The 19,604-nt window shown below is 75.1% G+C and carries 22 protein-coding genes and 1 tRNA gene; 12 read left to right on the top strand and 11 right to left on the bottom strand.

Annotated elements, in window-relative coordinates:
* Positions 1 to 61: 61 nt before the first annotated feature.
* Positions 62 to 685 (top strand): TetR family transcriptional regulator C-terminal domain-containing protein, encoded by a 624-nt coding sequence (locus ABEA53_RS08420; RefSeq protein WP_345480651.1) that lies wholly within the window; start codon positions 62 to 64, stop codon positions 683 to 685.
* A 9-nt stretch (positions 686 to 694) separates the two neighbouring features.
* Here ABEA53_RS08420 and ABEA53_RS08415 read toward each other — a convergent pair whose 3' ends face one another.
* Entirely contained in the window at positions 695 to 2,044 is a 1,350-nt protein-coding gene (locus ABEA53_RS08415) for a serine hydrolase domain-containing protein (RefSeq protein ID WP_345480650.1), read from the bottom strand.
* A gap of 118 nt (positions 2,045 to 2,162) precedes the next feature.
* Here ABEA53_RS08415 and ABEA53_RS08410 point away from each other — a divergent pair, with 118 nt between their 5' ends.
* The 4 genes from ABEA53_RS08410 to ABEA53_RS08395 all read left to right on the top strand — a co-directional run bounded on the left by ABEA53_RS08410 (position 2,163) and on the right by ABEA53_RS08395 (position 5,667).
* The gene (locus ABEA53_RS08410; protein ID WP_345480649.1) at positions 2,163 to 3,053 is read left to right on the top strand and encodes a hypothetical protein; all 891 of its coding nucleotides are present in this window, start codon (positions 2,163 to 2,165) and stop codon (positions 3,051 to 3,053) included.
* A 46-nt stretch (positions 3,054 to 3,099) separates the two neighbouring features.
* Positions 3,100 to 3,570 (top strand): hypothetical protein, encoded by a 471-nt coding sequence (locus ABEA53_RS08405; protein ID WP_345480648.1) that lies wholly within the window; start codon positions 3,100 to 3,102, stop codon positions 3,568 to 3,570.
* Positions 3,571 to 3,667: 97 nt separating this feature from the next.
* Complete coding sequence (locus ABEA53_RS08400; RefSeq protein WP_345480647.1) at positions 3,668 to 4,660, top strand: hypothetical protein; 993 nt, start codon at positions 3,668 to 3,670, stop codon at positions 4,658 to 4,660.
* Between the two features lie 245 nt (positions 4,661 to 4,905).
* On the top strand, positions 4,906 to 5,667 hold the full coding sequence (locus ABEA53_RS08395) for an RNA polymerase sigma factor (RefSeq protein WP_345480646.1): 762 nt from the start codon (positions 4,906 to 4,908) through the stop codon (positions 5,665 to 5,667).
* Between the two features lie 89 nt (positions 5,668 to 5,756).
* Here ABEA53_RS08395 and ABEA53_RS08390 read toward each other — a convergent pair whose 3' ends face one another.
* The 7 genes from ABEA53_RS08390 to ABEA53_RS08360 form a co-directional block, all read right to left on the bottom strand.
* Positions 5,757 to 6,476, bottom strand: a complete 720-nt coding sequence (locus ABEA53_RS08390; RefSeq protein ID WP_345480645.1) for a Type 1 glutamine amidotransferase-like domain-containing protein — start codon at positions 6,474 to 6,476, stop codon at positions 5,757 to 5,759.
* Positions 6,477 to 6,526: 50 nt separating this feature from the next.
* Positions 6,527 to 6,808, bottom strand: coding sequence for a hypothetical protein (locus tag ABEA53_RS08385; RefSeq protein ID WP_345480644.1), 282 nt, complete (start codon positions 6,806 to 6,808; stop codon positions 6,527 to 6,529).
* A 27-nt stretch (positions 6,809 to 6,835) separates the two neighbouring features.
* Entirely contained in the window at positions 6,836 to 7,315 is a 480-nt protein-coding gene (locus ABEA53_RS08380) for a hypothetical protein (protein WP_345480642.1), read from the bottom strand.
* A 50-nt stretch (positions 7,316 to 7,365) separates the two neighbouring features.
* Positions 7,366 to 7,815 carry a hypothetical protein gene (locus ABEA53_RS08375; protein ID WP_345480641.1) on the bottom strand — a complete coding sequence of 150 codons (450 nt, stop codon included), beginning with the start codon at positions 7,813 to 7,815 and terminating at the stop codon, positions 7,366 to 7,368.
* A 172-nt stretch (positions 7,816 to 7,987) separates the two neighbouring features.
* Positions 7,988 to 9,070, bottom strand: a complete 1,083-nt coding sequence (locus ABEA53_RS08370) for a hypothetical protein (protein ID WP_345480640.1) — start codon at positions 9,068 to 9,070, stop codon at positions 7,988 to 7,990.
* Between the two features lie 50 nt (positions 9,071 to 9,120).
* Complete coding sequence (locus ABEA53_RS08365) at positions 9,121 to 10,527, bottom strand: phytoene desaturase family protein (protein ID WP_345480638.1); 1,407 nt, start codon at positions 10,525 to 10,527, stop codon at positions 9,121 to 9,123.
* A gap of 31 nt (positions 10,528 to 10,558) precedes the next feature.
* Positions 10,559 to 11,437, bottom strand: coding sequence for a UbiA family prenyltransferase (locus tag ABEA53_RS08360; protein ID WP_345480637.1), 879 nt, complete (start codon positions 11,435 to 11,437; stop codon positions 10,559 to 10,561).
* Positions 11,438 to 11,642: 205 nt separating this feature from the next.
* Between ABEA53_RS08360 and ABEA53_RS08355 the strand changes: the two genes are divergently transcribed.
* From ABEA53_RS08355 to ABEA53_RS08345, 3 genes are all read left to right on the top strand, one after another.
* Positions 11,643 to 12,857: a glycosyltransferase gene (locus tag ABEA53_RS08355; RefSeq protein ID WP_345480866.1), complete on the top strand. Its 1,215-nt coding sequence runs from the start codon at positions 11,643 to 11,645 to the stop codon at positions 12,855 to 12,857.
* 83 nt (positions 12,858 to 12,940) lie between these two features.
* Positions 12,941 to 13,846: an oxygenase MpaB family protein gene (locus ABEA53_RS08350; RefSeq protein ID WP_345480635.1), complete on the top strand. Its 906-nt coding sequence runs from the start codon at positions 12,941 to 12,943 to the stop codon at positions 13,844 to 13,846.
* A gap of 120 nt (positions 13,847 to 13,966) precedes the next feature.
* Positions 13,967 to 14,407, top strand: a complete 441-nt coding sequence (locus ABEA53_RS08345) for a hypothetical protein (RefSeq protein ID WP_345480634.1) — start codon at positions 13,967 to 13,969, stop codon at positions 14,405 to 14,407.
* Positions 14,408 to 14,418: 11 nt separating this feature from the next.
* Here ABEA53_RS08345 and ABEA53_RS08340 read toward each other — a convergent pair whose 3' ends face one another.
* A complete protein-coding gene (locus tag ABEA53_RS08340) occupies positions 14,419 to 15,054 on the bottom strand; it encodes a hypothetical protein (RefSeq protein WP_345480633.1) in 636 nt (211 codons plus the stop codon).
* Positions 15,055 to 15,161: 107 nt separating this feature from the next.
* Between ABEA53_RS08340 and ABEA53_RS08335 the strand changes: the two genes are divergently transcribed.
* Positions 15,162 to 15,947, top strand: coding sequence for an isocitrate lyase/PEP mutase family protein (locus ABEA53_RS08335; RefSeq protein WP_345480632.1), 786 nt, complete (start codon positions 15,162 to 15,164; stop codon positions 15,945 to 15,947).
* A gap of 75 nt (positions 15,948 to 16,022) precedes the next feature.
* Here the strand turns inward: ABEA53_RS08335 and ABEA53_RS08330 are convergent.
* Both ABEA53_RS08330 and ABEA53_RS08325 read right to left on the bottom strand, forming a co-directional pair.
* Positions 16,023 to 16,095 (bottom strand) — tRNA-Arg (locus tag ABEA53_RS08330).
* A 112-nt stretch (positions 16,096 to 16,207) separates the two neighbouring features.
* On the bottom strand, positions 16,208 to 17,485 hold the full coding sequence (locus tag ABEA53_RS08325) for a hypothetical protein (RefSeq protein WP_345480631.1): 1,278 nt from the start codon (positions 17,483 to 17,485) through the stop codon (positions 16,208 to 16,210).
* Between the two features lie 103 nt (positions 17,486 to 17,588).
* Here ABEA53_RS08325 and msrA point away from each other — a divergent pair, with 103 nt between their 5' ends.
* From msrA to ABEA53_RS08310, 3 genes are all read left to right on the top strand, one after another.
* Positions 17,589 to 18,116 carry a peptide-methionine (S)-S-oxide reductase MsrA gene (gene msrA / locus ABEA53_RS08320; protein WP_345480630.1) on the top strand — a complete coding sequence of 176 codons (528 nt, stop codon included), beginning with the start codon at positions 17,589 to 17,591 and terminating at the stop codon, positions 18,114 to 18,116.
* An 80-nt stretch (positions 18,117 to 18,196) separates the two neighbouring features.
* Positions 18,197 to 18,904, top strand: a complete 708-nt coding sequence (locus ABEA53_RS08315; protein WP_345480629.1) for a hypothetical protein — start codon at positions 18,197 to 18,199, stop codon at positions 18,902 to 18,904.
* Positions 18,905 to 19,067: 163 nt separating this feature from the next.
* Positions 19,068 to 19,577 carry a single-stranded DNA-binding protein gene (locus ABEA53_RS08310; RefSeq protein WP_345480628.1) on the top strand — a complete coding sequence of 170 codons (510 nt, stop codon included), beginning with the start codon at positions 19,068 to 19,070 and terminating at the stop codon, positions 19,575 to 19,577.
* Positions 19,578 to 19,604: the final 27 nt, after the last annotated feature.

Genomic DNA, 19,604 nt, shown 5'->3' with positions numbered 1-19,604 from the left:
TCGCACCGCCAGGTGGACGACGTCGTCGGCGGCGCCGTCGCATGCGGTCGAGGAGGGGTCCATGCTGGGTTCGAAGCGCGCCGAGGGCATCGACCACGACGACGCGGTGCGCGCGGTCGTCGACATCCTCGGCGACGGCGGCCTGCTCGCGGTCACGCCCGAACGGTTCGCCGCGGCGGTCGGCCTCCCGCAGCGGCGCGTGCAGGTCGATCTCGACGCGCTCGCCGCGGAGGCGTTCCAGCGACTCAGCGTCGCCGAGCTCGCGGACGTGCGCAGGACCGTGCTCGCGAACCCGTCGCCGGCCGAGCAGCTGCGCTCCCTGCTCGTCTGGCTCGCGACCCCGCCGCAGGACAGCGACGCGGTGCGCCTCGAGGCGTGGGCGCTGTCCCGGCGCAACCCGGCGCTGCGGACGGCCGTGCGGGAGAACGAGGAGGCCTGGCACTCGCTCGTGGCGTCGGTGATCCGGCGCGGCGCCCGCACCGGGGAGTTCCTCCAGGCCGACGCCGACGAGGTGGCGGCGCAGGTGATCTCCCTGATCGACGGCATCAACGCCTACCAGCTGATCGGCTACCGGTCGGACTTCGACCGCATGCGGCTGCTCACCCGGGTGCTGCAGGCCGAGCTCGGCCTCGCCTGGGGACCGCAGCTGCTGGACGCGCTCGCGCCCGAGCCGCCCGCGGTCTGAGCCGGCCGCTCAGACCGCGCGCTCGCCGAATCCCAGCGGCTGCCGCGTGAAGCGGTAGGTCGCCCAGCTGAGCAGCCGGATGGAGCCGTCGTCCCGGCGGCGCACGACGAGGCGCTCGCCCCGCTCGCGTCCGGACACCGTGCGGTACGAGTCGGGGCCGTCCTGCTCGAAGACGGACGGCGCCACTGCGGGATCGGCGCCGCCGACGACGGCCTCGAGCCGGCCCTCGCGGGCGCGGAGCACGAAGGCCGAGCCCTCCGAGAACCAGACGCCCAGCAGCTCCTGCACCGCCGCCGACGGCGCGGGGCCCGGCGTCCACCGTGCGGGGAGCGGTGCGTCGTGGGCGGCGACCTCCTCGCCCAGGCGGATCGCGGTGCCCTCCGGGTCCTTGGCGACGCTGTTGTTCATCAGCACCACGGCCGTCAGCCCGGACTCGCGATCGGAGTACGCGCCGGTGATGCCGCCGGGCGCGCCGCCGGTGTGCCCGAACCAGGTGCGGCCGTCCTTGCGCACGACCGCGAAGCCGAGCCCCTGGGCGCCGCTGAAGCGGTCGTCGCGGATCGCGTGCGGTTCGAGCATCTCGCTCACCGTGTCCCGGCGCAGCACGGCCTCGTCGGGGTCGAGCAGGAAGGCGTGCCAGCGCACGAGGTCGGCGACGGTGCTCGCCAGCCCGCCGGCCGCAGCCAGGATCCCGGTGAACAGGACCGGCTCGTCGACCGGCGCGTCGGAGAACGGCGGCACGTAGTAGCGGCCCGCCTGCGGCGCGCGCTGCTGCAGGGTGGTGTCGCGCAGCCCCACGGGATCGAGGAGGCGGGACTGCAGGCTCTCCGCGAAGGACCTGCCGTCGGCGTGCGCGACGAGCTCGCCGAGCGCGATGTAGCCGAGGTTGCTGTAGTGCCAGGCGGTGTGCGGCTGCAGCACGCGCTCGGTCGCGTTCCAGTCGCTGACGAACCGCTCCGCGGGCGGCACCTCGAGCGTGTCCCAGAACTCCGCGTCCACCGGCTCGCGCTGCATGCCGCTCGCGTGGGAGAGCAGCTGCCGCACCGTGACCCCGGGATGGTCGCTGCCGGGCAGGTGGTCGTCGACGAGGTCGTCGAGGCCGAGCCGGCCCTCGTCGCGCAGCTGCATGACCATCGTCGCGGTGAAGGTCTTCGTGTTCGAGGCGATCTGGAACCGCGTGTCCACCCCGAGCGGCACCGACGGGTCGGCGAGGTCTGCGGTACCCACGCCGGCCGACCACAGGAGATCGCCGCGGTGCGCCACCCCGGCGGCGAGCGCCGGTGTGCGGCTGGCCCGCTGCGCGTCGACGGCGATCCGGTCGAGGCTCCGCCGGGTGGTCTCCATCAGCTCGTGGCGCACCGCCCGATGCTACGAGCGACCCGCTGGTGGTGGCCGGGACCCGTCGCCCTGCAGATCGATGCGCGATCGGGACGCGGAGCGCTTGAGCGGTCCGGCCCGGCGGCGGACACTGCCGGGCATGCGGACCTCGTCGGTGCTGCGCGGCCTGTTCGCGCTGCTGCCCCTGCTCGCGCTCACGGGCTGCGGCGCGTCCGCGGCGGTGGTCGGGTCGTCCACCCCCTCCGGCTCCTACGACCTGCCGCTCGTGAGCAGTCCGGGGCCGACGAGGGGCGTGGACCGCATCGGCTGGCCGGGCGCTGCGGGGGAGGTGGTGCGGTGCACAGGTCCCGTGATCGGCTCGACGAGCACCGCGCCGTACGCCGGTGAGGACACCGGTGCCACGCCCGATGCGGCGCTCGACGCGGCGCGGCGCTGGTACTCGTGGGACGGCGCGCAGACCGGGTTCGCCCTCGCGCGCACCGAGACCGACCGGCGGCTGTACGTGCTCGAGGTGGCGGGCGTCGCCAAGCAGGCGCTGATCCTCCGGCACGGGCCGGCGCTGAAGGGCGACGGCAGCCGCGACACGGTGACCCGCTGGTGGCTCGAGTCGCGGGCGCGGTGCGACTACGCGGAGCTGCCCGACTCGGTCGCCCGAGAGCAGGGTCTCGAGATCTGGACGGACGCGACCGGCCGGCGGCAGCCGACGTCCGCGATCGTGTCGTTCTCCTTCACCGGGGACTGCTTCGCCGGCATGACCGCCCTCGACCTGCACGGACCCGTCGAGGGCGGCTGGGACAAGGGCCCCTCGCCGACGGAGTACGTGCGGCGTCCTGATCCGGAGCTGCAGGACGAGTACTTCGAGCGCGACTTCCTGGAGCACGTGGCCGTGCCGGCGGACGCCATCGACTCCGGGTACGAGCGCGAGGGCGAGCACCTGTGGCTCTCGAAGGACAGCGGCTACGCCTACGTCGGGCAGCGGCAGGACGCCGACGCGTGGCCGAAGGCCGTCCGCACGATCCGCTGCGCCTGACGCCGGCCGGTCGCGGCTCGTGCCGGAGCCGCGCGACGATGGAGGCGTGGACGGGCGCACGGGTCGAGGGCAGGCGATCGCTCCGCCGGGTCCGGCCGAGGTTCGGAGGACGTCCGCGAGGAGGGCGTCCGCGCTGCCGTGGTCGGTGCCCGTCGGCGTGCTCGGCGTCGCGCTGCTCTGGTCCGTGCCGTTCGCGAGCGGTGGCGCGGCGGCCCGGGCAGTGACCGACGTCGCCCTCGGCAACTGGGTGCTGCTGCTGATCTGGTCGGTCTGGTCGACGTCGCTCACGATGGCCGCGACGTGGGTGCAGCGGGCCGGGCGGCCGCTCGGGCGCGGCTGGACCGTCGTGCAGACCGCGCTGCTCCTGGTGGCGCTCGTGTGGGCCCTGCCGCCGGTGCTGCTGGCCGCGCCGGCGCCGCTGCAGCTCGCGGCGTCCGTCGCCGCCCACGTCGTCCTGCCGGTCGCCGCCCTCCTCCTCTCGATGCTGCAGGCGCTGCTGCTGTTCCTCCACGCGTGACGCCGAACGGAGACGGTCTCGCGCCGCCGGCTTGCGGCGCCCGAGGCCGGGTCCCTACTGTTCGAGTCCCGCTGACGAGGAAGGTGCGGCACCGCTGATGCTGACGGCTCGCCTGGCAGGTCGTCGTCTCGCGGGCGTCGGTGCCCTCGGGCTGGTCGCGACCGCGCTGCTCGCGGCCGTGCCGGCCGCCGGCGCGGTCCTGCCGCCGCTCGTCGTCCTGGTCCTGCTGCTGGCCGGCGCGATCGCGCTCCTCGCCGCCGTGGTCGGCTGGGTCCCGCTCGGCCTCCTGGTCGCGTCCGGAACGCAGGGCTCGCCGGGCCTCGCGGGGACCGCGTCGTGGGGCCGCCTCGCCTGCGTCGTGCTCGGCCTCGGGCCGATCGTCTCGGGGGCGCTCGCGGCCGTCGACGCCGCGTCGAGCGAGAGCCCCGGTGACGTTCCACTCGAAGCGATGTGGAACGTGTGCCTGACGGTGCTCGCCGTCCTCGCGGCAGCGGCCGTCGCCCGCAGCGGTGCGCTGCGGGGCGTCGCGCGCTGGGCGCTCGCCCTGCCCGCGGCCGTGCAGGCCGCTGCGACCGTCGCGCGGCTCCTGCCGCCGCCGGTCGATCCCGTGGTGTCGACTGCGCTGGTCGGCGTCGTCCTGCCGGTGGTGCTGATCCTCGTCGGCGTCGCCTGGGTCCGCGACGCCGATCAGCACCCGCGGTCGGAGGCGGACCCGCTGGTCCGCTCGCGACTCGGGCGGACGGACGCGGAGTGGGAGACGGCGGTGCCGACGTCGGTGGTCGTCGCCCGCCTCCGCGGGGCACTCACGAGTCGACGCCGGTTCACCCTCGTTCGGCTGGACGAGACCGCTGCAGGTGCCGAGGCCGAGGTGTCCGCGCGGCCGAGCTGGGCCGCCTGGGGCGGCCGGATCCACCTGCGCCTCGACGCGCTCGGCGAGGGGCGCACCCGGGTCCGGGGTCGGTGGTCGCCCGCGCTCGTCACCGCCGTGCTGACCTGGGACCAGGGCGAGCGGGACCTGCACGCACTGGCGCGGGTGCTGGCAGGGGACCCGGCGCCGCAGGGCGAAGCGCTCGTCGCGACCGCGGACTGACGAGGACCAGCGCGGAGCCGTCGTTCACGCGCGTCGCCGGCGCCTCCCGCCCGCGAACCGTCCTGCGACCAGGGGGTTCCGCGGCATCCGGGGTGCTGGGCGCGCTCGCTGGCCGCGACGATCGGGCCGCGATGCGCGTTCCCGAGGCCCGCACGCGCTGCGCACCTGAACCGAACCTCGTGATCGCACGCATCGCGTGCACTGGGGGTTGCACGGAATCGCCGAAGTCACCATGCTCGCGGTCCGTGTCCCACCTTCACCCGATCGACCGCGACGGCGAGGACGCCGACGACGCGACGCTCGTCGACCGCATCGCGTCGGGGGACGGCCGGGCCTTCGACGCGCTGATGCGCCGCCACGACGCGGTGCTGCGCCGGGCGGCTCTCCGCATCACCCGCAACGCGGCCGATGCGGACGACGTGCGCCAGGAGACGGCGCTCAAGGTGTGGCAGCACCTGCACACGCTCGACGACCGCACGCGCGTGCGCGCCTGGATCCTGCGGATCGCGGCGCGCGAGGCGCTGCGGCTGCTCGCCTCGCGCCGGCAGGACAGCGAGCTGACCGACGACGTCGCGCTCGTCGCGGGGCCCGATCGGCAGGTCGAGCGGTTCGACCTGCAGGACGCGCTCGCCGTGGTCCTCGACGCCATGCCCGCCCAGCAGGCGCAGTGCTGGCTCCTCCGCGAGCTCGGCGGCTTCTCGTACCGCGAGATCGCGGCCCAGACGGGCGTGTCCGAGACGGTGGTCCGCAGCTCCCTCGTCGCCTCCCGCCGGAGGATCCAGCAGGCGATCGAGCCGATCTGCCCGCAGGGGCGCCTGACGCCGACCGTCGTCGCGGTGCCGCCGGTGAAGGCCGCCGTCGCCGTCTGGCCGCCCGCGTCCGCCCCGGAGGAGCGGCCCACCGTGACCGCCCGCAGCCCGTTGCACGAGGAGATCGCGCTCACGCCCAAGCGCTCGAGACGCCCTGCCGCCCGCGCGGCGCGCCGCCCGCCGGTCCTCGGCGACTGACCCGGCCCGGCAGGGCCTCGCACCGACGGGGCCTCGCATCGGCAGGGTCGACGCGGTCGTCGCGGCGCGTTTCGCGGGCGTGCAGCGGATCAGGAGAGGAGTCGCGCCGTCATCCGGCTCTCCTCCACCCCGTCTCCGCGTCGCTCGACCCGGTAGGCGACCGCGCCCTCGCGGTCGCTCAGCACGTCGACCAGCTCGGTGTCCTCGTAGAGCAGCCCGACCCCGTCCTCCGTCGCGAAGGAGGTCGGCAGGGTCCCGTCCGCGACCGCCGCGTGCAGCACGGGCCGCCGCGACGCCTCCGCGTCGTAGTGCACGCCGTTGCCGTAGGGGAGCAGGCCGAGCCCGTCCGTGATCACTCGCAGGTCCGGCCCGAACGAGTCGGTGGGGCCGCCCCGGTGCCAGCAGATCGACCCGGCGGAGGCGCCGGTCAGCACGATGCCGAGGTCCCACGCCTCGCGCAGGATCCGGTCGAGACCGTGGAGCCGCCAGAGCGCGAGCAGGCCGGCCACGGAGCCGCCGCCGACGTAGACGACGTCCTGGCTCAGCAGCGTCTCGCGGAGGTCGGGCACGTTCGGCTGCGGCATCAGCCGGATCGGGCTCACCGTGGCACCGGTGCCGGCGAAGGCGCCGTGCACCATGGCGACGTCCTCGAGCCGGTCGCCCATCGCGGTGCCGAGGTAGGCGACGCGGGGCGCCCGAGGGTGCGCGCTGAGGTCGATCGCGGCCTGCACGAGGGGGCCGACCGTCCAGCCGTGGCGTCGGTCCAGAGCGAAGCCGGTCGATGCGGCGAGGATGCGGCGGACCACCATTCGTCGACGCTAGACCGCGGTCGGCACCTCGCCGCGCGTGGCTGCCGGGGTCAGTCCGCGGGCCGGGCCCGGATCCGGCCGCGCTGCAGGAGGACGAGCGCGGCGAGCGCGGCCCCAGCGCAGCCCGCGCCGAGCGCCAGCAGCACGACGCCGATCCGCGGCGCCCAGACCAGCCACGTGACGTCGACCGGACGATAGGTCGCGCCCGACAGCGGGGCGTAGGCCGTCCAGCCGTGCTTCGCCGGCTGGAACGGGTTCCCGGTCAGCTGCACGCCGATCCCGGCGCACACGATCCCGGCCGCGAGCAGGACGATCAGAGGCCACCGCTTCACGGTCCGACGCTAGCCCGCTGCTCGTCGTCAGCCCAGGGAGAACGATCCGCTCTGCCGCCAGGACGTGCTGTCGACCTGCACGGACCACCATCCGGCGCCGGCGGTCGTCTTCGGCTTCGTCGCCCGGATCTCCAGCGTGCGCGACCCGGCCCGGTCGATCCTGATCGGCAGGCGCATCGTCGCGCCGCAGGGCACGTCGGTCTCGGCGAGCGTCCGGCCGTCGCTGCTAATGCGGACGTGGACCTGGTCGGCGTCGTCGCAGACCGCGTAGGCGACCCAGTCGCCGGGGCGCACGCCGGTCAGCTGGACGGAGCCCGGTCCGCCGCCGCCTCCTCCTCCGACTCCGCCCTCGTCGTGGAACACGGTCTGCATCCGGTCCAGCCAGGTGCTCGATCGGTCGTCCGTCGGCGGCGCGGCGGTGCAGCCGGCCAGCAGGAGCGCCGCGCACGCGACCAGGCTCGCCGCGCGGGCGCGGGAGGCGCGACCCGGGAGCCGACGGTGCTGCACGCGAACAGCATGGACCCCGACCGCGCTCCGCGCCGGAGCGACGCCGGAGATCAGCTCGCGGAGGCGGTCGGCTTCTGGCCGGGCTCGGTCGCGGAGAACCAGCCGAGCAGCCCGCCGTCGATCCGCATCACCTCGTAGTCGCCGCACCGCTGCACGCGGTCCGGGAACCGGTCGAGCTTCGGCGCCCAGCTCGGCTGGTCGAAGGGGATCGCCTCGCGGTCCGCCTCCACGCAGCCGGAGGGCTCGCGGCTGGTGCTCTTCAGGGCGATGACCGCGTTCGTCTCGTCGTTCGTGGCGAGGTTGTGGATGTCGGTCGCGTCGGACGGCAGCCAGCTCGGCGCGGGCACCCCGGTCCAGCCGGTGGTCGCCGCGGCCCGGTCGGCGAAGGACTCGTCGTGGGTCTTGTGCGCGATGTTCGCGACGGCGCTGCAGCCGGTCATCGACAGCGCCAGGGCGACGGCGGCGGGGAGGACGAGGAGGCGGTGTGCGGTGATGTTCACGTTCCGATCTCAGCCGGTGCGCGTCCTCAGCGGATCGCTCGGGGGAGGGAACCGGTTCCGACGGGAGGATGAACGGCACCGCCGTCCCGCTCATCCGGTAGGGCGGCTGCCGGCGCCGAGCGGGAGGATCCGGAGCCGGGGCCGCCGTGACGGACGACGGGGGTGACGCTCGTCAGGACAGCGGCTCGCGCGTCCACGCCTCCATCGAGTGCTCCGAGGTGCGGCGCCAGTGCTCGGCGCGGCCTGCAGTGACGTCGGCCAACCAGAAGGTGACGTCCGGGTTCCAACCCGCGAGGACCGTCCGTCCGCCGGGAACGGGGAGTGCCTCGCCCGCCGTGGTGAGGTAGCCGTGCACCGAGACGTGGACGGCGTCGAAGTGCTCGGCGACCGCCTCCCAGTCCGGGATGAACCAGACGCCGTCGAAGCCGGTGCTCCGCCACCAGACGCCTCGACGCGAGCGGCTGACGTCGAACGGGTGGGCGGCGACGAGCTGCTGCCAGTCGCTCGGACGATGCACCTCGTACACGCGGGTGCCGGCCTCGGAGGGGAGCAGCTGTCGGACGGCAGCACGCTCGGGACCGTAGGAGTCCTCCTGCGCCGCGAGCTCGATCGCTCCGATGGCGTCGAGCCGACGGGACGAGGAGGGCATGACGGTGTCGTCGGAACCGAACCACACGACCGGCGTCGACCACCACTCGCCGCCGGGCTCGTCGTCGGGGTCGGCGCAGCGCCTCGGGAAGCGGGCCTCGTACCCGAGCAGGTCGTGCCGGATCCGACGGAGAGTCGAGCGAGCCGGACGCAGCGGTGCGAGGTGCCCGTACGGCTTCCCGGCGACCTCCCACTGCTGCTCGAGGGCGATCGGGGACGACCACCACGCTGCGGCCGGCGAGGCGTGCAGCGCTGCGCCGGCAGGTCGCAGCGCGTCGGTGACCGCGGGCAGCGACGCGAGGGCGTCGCGGATGCGCGGCGGTTGCCAGGGCATCGCCGAGTCGACGGCCGCCCCCAGGCCGACCAGCAGCATCAGGGGATCCGCGATCGCGCTCAGCGGTGCCACGTCGACGGCGGCGATCGCCTCCACGAGCGCCTGCACGACGGGAGCGCCCGGGTCCAGCGACCCGACCTCCGGGGAGTCGGTGGCGCACTGCTGCTCGACCTCGTGCTCCATCGTCTGCAGCGTCCTGGCGAAGTCCTCCGACAGTCCGCACAGCTCGGACAGGCAGAACGACCGACCTCGGGCACCGACCACCAGCTCCACGGGTTCAGCATCGCCCACCGCAGCGATGCGGGGCCCCCTGCGGTCGCGGGTCAGCCCGGGTGCTTCGCGAGCAGCCGGGTCGTGGCGATCATCGCGCCGCCGAGCACGGCGGGGATGCCGCCGGGGTGCACGGACGCACCGACCCGCCAGAGCCACGGGCGTCGTCGGTCCGAGTAGGCCGGCCGGTGGAAGGGGCCGCTCATCCACGGCGGCCGCGCCGCGCCGTACAGGGCGCCGTGCGGTTCGCCGAACGCGCCGTAGTACTGCGGGTCGAGCACGACCGACTCGGCGAGGCCGTCGGTCAGCGGCGCCGCGAGACCCAGCGCGCTCGAGATGCGCTCGACCTCGCGGCGCACGAACGGGTGCTCGAGCGTGTACGCCTCGTCGTTCGCGGGCCCGGTCAGCAGCACGGCGAGCGTGCTCCGGCCGTTCGGGTAGACCTCGCCCGCGCGGTACGTCGTGACGAACGCCATGGTGTCCGCCGGCTCGTCGCCCGCCGCGAGGCTGCGGTGCAGCGCCGCGGGCCGGCGCGGCAGCACGACGCTGTGCGACGCGACCTCGGCGGGCAGGTCCCGGTGCAGCACGCCGTGGATCGCGATCGCGGAGCACGAGAGGGTGCGCGGCCTGCGCGGCGCGGCGCGGCCGAGCAGGCCGTCCAGGCGGTCGGCGTCGAGCGCGCTGACGACCAGGTCGGCGGTGTGCTCGCCGGTCGTGGTCCGGACGCGGCCGCGCTCGACGCCCGTGACCTCCTCGCCGGTGCGCACCTCGACGCCCGCCGCCTCCGCGAGCCGCTGCAGCGCGAGCACGATCTCGTACACGCCGCCGCGGGGGACCCAGGCGCCGGTCGCCGCCATGATCGCCGGCATGCTCGCGTACAGCGCCGGCGTGCGCTCGGGGGCCACCCCCGCGTTCAGCGTGTGGATCGCGAGGATCTCGCGCAGGCCGTCGGGCAGCCAGTCCAGCGAGTCGAGGTAGGCGCGGGTCGTCAGGCGGCTGCCGTAGGTGCGGAGCAGGCGGCGGACGGCCGGCAGCGCCGAGCGGGACAGCGGGTCGGCGAGCAGCAGCGCGGTCACGTCGTCCGCGAGCGGTGCGTGCTCGTCGCTGAAGCGGCGCCAGGCCGGGTACCAGGGGTGGTCCTCGGGCACGGGGAGGGAGACCTGCTCGCCCTCGTAGTAGTAGCGGCTGACCTCGGGCAGCCGGATCAGGTCGAGCGCGCCGGCGTCGGCGATCGGGCGCCCCCCGGCGTCCAGCCGGCGCAGCAGCTCGTCCCACACCGCGGGGAAGGTGACGAGCGACGGTCCGCTGTCGATCCGCTCCCCGTCGAGCTGCAGCCGCCGGCTCTTGCCGCCCAGCACCGCCGCGGACTCGAGCAGGACGACGCGGTGCCCGGCCTGCGCGAGCAGCGCGGACGCCGCGAGCCCGCCGAGCCCGCCGCCGACGACGACGACGCGGCTCACCGGCGACCTCCGGCGACCGACGCGACGCCCCTCACGGGTACAGCCCCATGACGATCCCGAAGGTCAGCGGCGCACCGGCGACGGAGCCCGCGATGTAGGGGAAGGCGACCGACAGGGGATAGAGCCGGTGCCCGGTCGCGGGCGTCGGCCGGCGCAGCAGCCGCCCGACGAGCACCCCCGCGATCACCAGGTTCACGACCGCCACGGGCAGGCTGACGATCGCGAAGAGCACCGTCGACACGAGCCACCACGCGCCGCTCCACAGCGCGGTGCCGCGCGGCCCGAGGCGCACTGCCGTCGTCTCGATGCCCGCCTCGCGGTCCTCCTCCACGTCCTGCACCGCGTCGAACGCGTGCTTGGCGACGCTCCACGCGAGCAGCCCCGCCAGCGCGGGCCACAGCGGCGCCGCGCCCAGCGCGAGCGGCACGAACAGGAGGGGGAGCGCGTAGGCGGCGTTGCTCAACGAGTCGAGGAACGGCCGGGTCTTGAAGCGCAGCGGCGGCGCCGAGTAGAAGACGAACACGCCCGCGTAGAGCAGCATCGCGGCGACCGCGGCGGGCGGCAGCGCGGTGAGGAAGTAGACGAGGAACGGCAGGTTGGTGGCCGCCACCGCCCAGGCGATCGTCCGCACCTCCCGCGGTTCGATGCGCGCGCCCTCGATGGAGCCCTTGCGCGGGTTCAGCGCGTCGGTCTCCTGGTCGTAGATGTCGTTCACGCCGTAGATCAGGAGGTTGAAGGGCAGCGTCAGCCAGAGGATCACCGGCAGCGCCTGCAGGTCGAAGAGCCGGCCGGTCAGCCAGATGCCGACCAGACCGGTGCCGATCGTGTTGATCCAGAGCACCGGCCGGGAGATGTGGACCAGCCGCACGAGCCGCGTCAACGGCGCGATCGACGCCGTCGAGGTCGTCACCGCGATCGGCACGACGCGTGGGGCACGGGCGATGCGATCGCCCCGAGCACGGTCCCGTGGTCGGTCATGGCCGTGCTCCTTCGGGGGTTCGCCGGTGTCGCCCGGTCCGGTCATTCTCAGCCTGCGGCCTGCGATCCCGGTGGACGAGCCGGTCGAGGGTCCCAGGCGGTCCTTCGAGGTCGGGCCACAGACTGCGGGGGTGCGGATGATGCTGCTGACGGCCGGGACCAGGGGCGACGTCGAGCCGTTCGCCGCCTTGGCGCGCCGTGCCGTCGCCGCCGGTCACGAGGTCCGCCTCGGGGTGCCCGACGACTCCGGCGTCGATCTGACGGGGATCGACGCCGTGGGTCTCGACCTGCGCTTCCAGGGGCTCGTGCCGGAGCCGTCGGCGCCGCCGTGGGCGCTGGCGCGCGCCCTGCGCGAGGTGCGTCCCGCCCTCCGCCGCCTCTTCGCCGCGAGCGTGCGCGAGACGGTCGGGTACGCACCGGACGTGGTGGTGCACCACCCGCTCGTCCTGAGCGCGCCGATGGCGGCGGACGGCCTGGGCGTCCCGCGCGTGCTCGTCGAGCTGACGCCGGTCGCCACGCCCACCGCCGCGTTCCCGGCGGCCGGCGGGCCGACCGCGACCCGGGACCTGGGACGCGCGAACCGGTGGACGTACGCCGTGCCGAGGGCCGCCGCGCACCTGCTGCAGCCCGAGGCGGCACCGGCCGCGGCGCTGCTGCCGGGTGGGATCGCGCCCGCTGCGCGCTCCTCGTCGCGCGCCGTCCTGATGGCGGTGAGCCCGCAGCTGCTGCCGCGCCCCGCGGACTGGCCGGAGCGGGTGCACCTCACGGGCGCCTGGTTCGACGACGCGGCGAGCGAGGCCCTCGCGCCCGAGGTGACCGCGTTCCTCCGGCGCGGTCCCCACCTCGTCGCGACGTTCGGGTCGATGGTCGCCGGCGACGCCGCGGCTCGGGCGGAGGCGGTCGTCGCAGCGGCGCGGGCGCACGAGCTGCGGGCGGTGCTGCTGACGGGGTGGGGAGGCATGGTGCTGCCGGAGGGGCTGCGGGGCCCGGACGTGCTCGCGCTGCGCTCGGCCCCGCTCGGCCCGCTGCTCGCGGGTGCGGCCGTCGTGCTGCACCACGGCGGGGCGGGCACGACGCACGCGGTCGCGCGCGCCGGCGTGCCCTCCGTCGTCGTGCCGTTCACCGCGGACCAGCCGTTCTGGGCCGCCCGCCTCGGTCGGCTCGGGATCGCGGCCGCACCGCTGCCGCCGCGCCGGCTGCGCGTCGGCACCCTGGTGCCGGCGATCACCGACGCGCTGGCGCGCACGGCTCGGGCCGAGGAGGTCGCAGCGGCGATGCGCACGGAGCGCGGGGTCCAGCACGCGGTCGACGTCATCGCGAGCCTGGAGCGCACGACGACGACCGTGCTCTGACGCCCGGCGGCGCCGCGACCCCGTCGGCTGACCGGCGACCGGTGCGGCCCCGCCCGGCACGACGCGTGCGCGACGATCGTGATGTGACCGCAGCGCGTCCGTTCCGCTCCCGTCTCTTCGAGGTGCTCTCCGGTGACCCGTCGGGCGAGCCGGCGTGGGTGCGGCGGCTCGGCGAGGGCAGCGGCCCCGGCTTCTTCCCCGTCGGCAGCGCGGCGTGGGAGGTGCATCGCGACGCGACGACGCTCGTCGCGGGGCCGAGAGCGCTGCTGATGCAGGCGCTGCATCCGGGGCCGATGGCCGGGGTGCACGAGTTCTCCCGCTACCGCGAGGATCCGATCGGCCGGCTGCAGGGCACGATCCGCTGGATCACGACCGTCACCTACGGCACGACCGAGCAGGCCCGAGCGGCGTCCCGGATGGTGCAGCACCTGCACGAGCGGGTCCGCGGCTCCTACGAGGGCGCCGACGGGGCCCGGGTCGCCTACGCCGCGGACGACGCCGATCTGGCGTCGTGGGTGCACATCGCGTTCATGGACTCGTTCCTCCGCGCCTACCAGCGGTACGGGCGGACGCCGATCCCGGGCGGCCCCGACGCCTACGTCGCGCAGTGGGCCGTCGCCGGCGAGCTGATGGGCGTGGACGACCCGCCCCGCGACGTGCGCCAGCTGGAGCGGCGGATCGACGCGTTCCGGGCGTCGGGCGTGCTCCGCGTCGACGACCGGGTGCGGGAGGCGCTCGAGGTCATCCGACGTCCGCCGCTGCCGGCGCTCATCCGGCCGGCGTACCCCGCGATCGTCGCGGGCTCCGTCGCGACGCTGCCGGACTGGGCTCGCGGGATGCTCGGGCTGCGGCGCCCGGGACCCGCGTCCGAGGCCGCCACACGACTCGTCCTGCGCGGCTCCGCGAACCTGCTCGGCGAGGCGCCGACCGCGAGGCAGGGGCGGCTGCGCAACGAGGCCGGCGGACGGGAGGCGTCGGACCGGGACTGATCGCGCGGCGGTCCTCGGCACACGGACACGGAGCGCGCTGCCCCGACCGCTCCCACTTCGCAGTAGCGTGCGGCGACCGCGGCCCGCGAGCCGTGCACCGATGCGAGGAGTCCCAGGATCGTGACCGACTCCGACGCTGCGGCGGCCGTCCGGCGCCGGCCGCAGCAGCCCGAGCTGCAGGGCGTCGACACGAACACCGGGCCGATGTGGGCGATCGCCTGCCTGCCGCTCGTGAGCGCACTGCTCGATGCGATCCCGTCGCCCTTCGGTGCCGTGCCCCGCGACGTGACCTCGACGGCGCCCGGCCCCTCGGGCTTCTCGGTCACCGTGTCGCTCGTGCTCCTGGTGGTGTCCGTGCTGCTGGCCGTCGCGGACCGCCGCATCCTGCGGGAGCGCGGGATCATCCAGCCGCTGCATCCGGCGTGGGAGCTCTTCGACCCGGTGTACGTCATCGGGCGAGCGGTCGTGGTGCACCGGCGCGTGCGCGGATCGCTGTCACCGCTGTGGCTCTGGGTGGCCACGTCGATCGCCTCGTACGCCGTCAACGGCCTCGGGCACTGATCTCCGACGACCTACTCGTCCTCCGGACCGGGCAGATCCGCGTCCTCCGGCCACATCCACTGCGCGTGCGACGCCGCCTCGCGCAGCGCGGTCGTGTCGATCGTCCGCCTCGACTCCTCGATCCCGAAGACCGGCCAGGAGCAGACCAGCTCCATGGTCGGTGCAGGCGGGAGCGGCAGCAGCCAGTGCTCGGCGGTCCCGTGGATCCGCTCCGTGCCGCCGCTGGTGCCGCTGCCGCCCGGGTTGACGAGCCGCGGTCCCGAGCCCGGGTCGCGCCGGTCGAAGCGGTCGTTGGTGCGGGCGGTGGTGCCGTCGCTGAGGGCCACGCCGAGCAGGAGCGCGTCGCCGTCGGCGCTGCCCGCAGGGACGTGGCGGAAGGCGATCTCGTGCAGCCGCCGCCAGCGGGCGGCGAACTCGTCCGTGCGGCGGACCACCCAGGCGATCTCGAAGAGGCAGCCCGTGCTGTAGGCGCGGATCGCCTGCACGGCGACCGCGGCCGTCCCGGACCGGGCGAGCACGAAGGACGCGGCGACCGGCCGGCCGACCTCGTCGGGCCAGGGGCCGTGGACGGCCGGCGGTCGGCGGTACGTCTCCCGCTCCTCGTCCGGTTCCGGCGGCTGCGGATCGACGGAGGAGAAGAAGGACACGACCGGCAGCCTGTCGCGCACCTCGACGCGGCACAACCGCCGTCCGAGCGCCGAGGCGGATCGATCGCTCCGAGCCGGACCCCGACCTGCGATGTCACGATGGCGTCATGAGCTCGCCTTCTTCGTCCACCGCCGACCGCGCCCTCGCGCTCCGCGCCCTGCATCAGGCGCCCGAGATCCTGCAGGTCGTCAACGTGTGGGACGCGATCAGCGCCAAGACCGTCGCGGCCGTCGAGGGCACGTCGGCGATCGCCACCGCCGGCCACTCGATCGCGGCGAGCCACGGCTACCCCGACGGCGGGATGCCGCTGGACGTCGCGCTCGCCGGTGCCAAGGCAGTGGTTGACGCCGTCGACCTGCCGGTCACCGCGGACCTCGACGACGGCTACGACGATCCGGCCGAGACGGTCCGACGGGCGATCGGGCTCGGCATCGTCGGTGCGAACGTGGAGGACCGCCTCCGGCCGGTCGCGGAATCGGTGGCCCGGGTGCGCGCGATCGTGCAGGCGGCGGAGCGTGAGGGCGTGGCCTTCCAGCTGAACGCCCGGACCGATGCGATCGTGCGCGGCGGCGGTCGGCCCGCCCAGGAGAGCATCGCCGACGCCATCGAGCGCGGAAAGGCGTTCCTCAGCGAGGGTGCGGCACTGGTCTTCGTACCGGGAGCCGTCGAACGCGGTGCCGTCGAGCAGCTCGTCGCCGGCCTCGGGCGGGGGAACCTGTCCGTGATCGGGCTCCCCGGCGCGCTGCCGGCCGCGGAGTACGAGGCGCTGGGCGTCGCTCGGATCTCGTACGGTCCGCTCACCCAGCGGGTCGCGCTTCGCGCCCTGCGCGATCTCGCGGGCGACCTCTACAGCGGCGGCGTGATCCCGACGGACACACCGGCGCTGAACTGACCCGTCCGGACGTCGGCGGCACAGCGGCGGTCGGGCGCCGGCAGCGCTGCGATTGCCGCCCGATCAGGTGATTCGCGCCCCGAGCAGGACTCGAACCTGCAACCTACGGATTAGAAGGCCGTTGCTCTATCCATTGAGCTATCGGGGCCGGTGCGACCGGTGGACGAGTGTACGGCGCTCGGGTTCCGCGCCGGTCTCGACACCTCCGGGCCGCGCGGTGCGCCCGGACGCGCGCGGGGCGGACCGAGATCCGCGGCGGGTCAGGAGCGGGGGACCAGGTCCTCGCCCGGCGTGCCGCGACCGCGCACCGACGCGGCCGACACCGGGGGAGGCGTCTTCAGGTCGAGGTTCTGGGTCACCTGCGCCTCGTCGTCGTACACGTCGAGCCAGGCCGGCACCGGGTTGGCGGGCGCCGGCGCCTGGGCGGGCGAGGCGGTGGGCGCCTGCGCGGCGGGGGCTGGTGCCTGCGCTGCGGACGGCTGCGCGGCGGACGGCTGCACGGCAGGTGCCTGCGCAGCGGGGGAGGCCGCGGCGGGGACCGCGGGCGCGGAGTCCGGAGCGGGCGTCCGCTCAGGACGGGCGTGCCGAGCCTGCTGATGGGCCTCGAGTCGGGCGGCCTCGTCGGAGTCGGCCAGCCCCTCCGGGGCACGGTACGCGTGCGCGACCTGGACGGGCGCGGTGCCGTCGGGCACCGGTGCTGCAGCGGGTGCGTCGTCCGCCTCCGCGGACGCCTCGGGGGCGCGGGTCCGCCCGTGCTCCTGCTGCAGGCGCTCGCCCGCTCGCGTGCGCTGCCAGGCGGGCACCTCGCCCGCTGCGACGGCGACCGCCGGTGCGGGCCGGCCGGGAGCGTCGCCGGCGACGGGAGGCGCGGTCAGGACGGCGGGCTCCGCCTCCGGCTCCCGCGGGGCGCGGTCCGCATCGGGCGCGACCGCAGGGCGGGCGAAGCGGTCCTGCAGCGGGGCGGCCGCCGCAGGTGCGGCCGTCGGCTCGGGGGCCTCCGTCTTCCGCTCCTCCTGCGACGAGGGCGCAGCGGGTCGTTCCGCGGCGGGTGCAGGGGCGGACTGCGGCGCAGGCGCAGGCGCAGGGGCGGCGAAGATGCGCTTCGCCCGGCCGGGGCGGCCGACCCAGTCGACGAGCCGGTCCCGCAGCTCGTCGAGCTCAGCGGCGACCGGCCGCTGCCCCGCGTGCCGCTGCACCTGGTCGATGCGGGACGCCGCCCAGTCGGCCGCGACCTCGGCGCCGGCCAGCGGCAGGAGGCGGGTGCGCACGTCGGCCTCGGATCGCAGTCGTGCGGCACGGCGGCGGACACCGCGGTCCGCGTCCGTGTCGGCGGCGGCGCGCGCCGCCGCGACGAGGGCGGCGACTGCGGAAGTCGCCTCCACGCGCTCGGAGCGGCGGATCACGGCGCGCATGGCGGCTCGGGCGATCAGCGCCGCCAGCACGCCGGCGACGAGTATCGCGAGCGCCGGGATGATCGCGGTCTGCAGCACCCGCGCTCCGCCGGGCGACTGGAACCAGGCGACGAGGTCATCCCACATGCGGCGCACGGTAGCAAAGGGGGACGACGGGCAGGGGAGGCGCGGTGGAATGCCACCAGGTCCCGGCTGGTTGTCAGGAACGCACTTCTTCGAAGGGATGGTCATGGAGACCTACGTGCTCGCCGGCGGCTGCTTCTGGTGTCTCGACGCGGTGTACCGCTCGCTGGAGGGCGTCTCCGACGTCGTCTCCGGCTACACCGGCGGCTCGTTCAAGAACCCGAGCTACGAGGCCGTCTGCACGGGGATGACCGGCCACGCGGAGGCGGTCGCGGTCACCTTCGACCCGGACGTCATCCCGCGCGACGTCATCCTCGACGTGTTCTTCACGCTGCACGACCCGCGGCAGCTGAACCGGCAGGGCAACGACGTCGGCACCCAGTACCGCTCGGCCATGTTCTACACGGACGACGAGCAGAAGCAGCGGTTCGAGACCGCGATCGAGCGCGCCGGTGACATCTGGGACGGCCGCATCGTGACGCAGCTCGCGCCGCTCGGCACCTGGTACGAGGCCGAGGACTACCACCAGGACTTCTTCGCGAAGAACCCGAACCAGGGCTACTGCCTCGCGGTCGCGCTGCCCAAGGTCAACAAGGTGCGCCGCTCCTACGCGCAGTACGTGAAGGCGGCGTAGGGGCCCGTCCCCTGTCGCGACGGCTCCTTCGGCGCTACGGTCCCGTCCATCGGGTTCGGACCGATGTCGAAGGAGCCGTCATGCGCAGGACCCTGATCACCGTCGCGACCGCCGCGGTGCTGGCGAGCACGGTGCTCGCCGCGCCGGCGGAGGCGGCGGACCGCGATCCGCTGACCCGCGGCGACCACGTGACCTACAACCGCGCCGACTACCGGCTCAGCATCGCGCCCGTCTCGGGCGCAGCCTCGGTGACCCGCTTCGGGCATCGGGTGCCTGCGACCTACACGGTGCGGATGATCAAGCCGGGGAAGCGGTCGGACACGGTCGTGTTCAGCGCGCGGCTCGGATACTGGCGCACCGCCTACCTCCGCACGAAGACGGTGTCGCTGGACCTCGTCCGCGACTCCAGCATGACGACGTACCTGAAGAAGGTGACGGCGTTCAGCGCCGCCTACGCGCACCAGCGGGTGCTCGCCCACACGGTCGCGTACCGGCACCGCATCCTCCGCGGCGACGTGTCGATCACGGCGGGCAACGCGGGCGGCTGGGTCGAGGACCACGACGGCAGCCGGGGGATCGACGAGTCGGGCGTCGTGCTGAAGAGCGAGGGGTTCTTCGGGTACGACCGCGTGCGCATCGACGTGATCCCCGACGCGCGGGGCACCGGCAGCACCACCGAGTACGTGGTCTACGGCTGGGACCCGGCCGACGGCTACAGCGTGATGTACGACTCGCAGGGCGGCACCACGACCGGCTACAGCGACGACCCTCGAGGCCTGCTGAAGTAGGGGATCCGCTCCTCCCCAGGGCGGATCCCGCCTCCTGGGCGCGATGCGGCCGCCCGTCGGGTGCGCGCTGCCCCACGATCGCTTCCGCGCGGTCCCGGCCACGTCCACGGCACGGGCCGCCGGGACCGCGCACCCACACGGATGCGATGAGGAGGCGCCGCGCATGGCGGACAACATGGTGACCCTGATCGGCACGCTCGGGACGGAGCCGGAGCTGCGGACGACGCCGAACGGCGCGGACGTCGTCACGTTCCGGCTGGCGACGAACGAGCGGCGGCGGAACCCGGAGGGGGACGGCTGGGTCGACGGCCCCACCAGCTGGTTCCGCGTCAGCGCCTGGAACCAGCTCGGCCGGAACGTCCACGCCTCGCTGCACAAGGGGCAGCGGGCCGTGGTGCAGGGCGTGCTCCGCATCGCGGAGTTCACGACCGAGGCGCACGGCACCTCCCGCACCGCGGAGGTGAAGGCGTCCGCGGTGGGGCACGACCTCGCCTTCGGGACCACGGCGTTCACCCGCAACGGCCAACCCGCGGCGCAGCAGGCGCCCCCGCCGCAGCCGCCGGCTCAGCAGGTGCCCGCGTCCCGGCCCGCCGCTGACGAGGCCCGCGCGCTCGAGCCCGCGGGCGGCGGCTGGGGCGCACCGCTCGGCGCCGAGGACGCGACCCCCTTCTGACCGCCCGCCGCGATCCTCCGCGGTGGG

It is taken from the genome of Amnibacterium soli (assembly GCF_039544415.1).
GTDB classification, from domain to species: Bacteria; Actinomycetota; Actinomycetes; order Actinomycetales; family Microbacteriaceae; genus Amnibacterium; species Amnibacterium soli.
The sequence above is the reverse complement of the archived record's forward strand: the minus strand, read 5'-3'. Positions and strand labels throughout refer to the sequence as shown.